The following is a 419-nucleotide window of genomic DNA, read 5'->3' on the forward strand; positions in this document are numbered from 1 at the left end:
TTAAGACTCGGTTTCCCTACGGCTCCCCTAAACGGTTAACCTTGCTACTAAAATTAAGTCGCTGACCCATTATACAAAAGGTACGCAGTCACACCACGCAGGTGCTCCTACTGCTTGTACGTACACGGTTTCAGGTTCTATTTCACTCCCCTCACAGGGGTTCTTTTCGCCTTTCCCTCACGGTACTGGTTCACTATCGGTCAGTCAGTAGTATTTAGCCTTGGAGGATGGTCCCCCCATATTCAGACAGGATATCACGTGTCCCGCCCTACTCGTTTTCACTGATGATGAGATGTCGATTACGGGGCTATCACCCTTTACTGCGGCACTTTCCAGAGCCTTCATCTGTCTCATTAAAAGCTTAAGGGCTAATCCAATTTCGCTCGCCGCTACTTTCGGAATCTCGGTTGATTTCTCTT

The 419-nt window shown here is 48.2% G+C and carries 1 rRNA gene (running past one end of the window); it reads right to left on the reverse strand.

Annotated features, from left to right (window positions below):
- Nucleotides 1–419 (reverse strand): 23S ribosomal RNA (locus IQQ51_RS21895) (its annotated part continues 231 nt past the right edge of the window); the annotation flags it as partial.

Source organism: Vibrio sp. OPT18, assembly GCF_015163615.1.
Taxonomy (GTDB): domain Bacteria; phylum Pseudomonadota; class Gammaproteobacteria; order Enterobacterales; family Vibrionaceae; genus Vibrio; species Vibrio coralliirubri.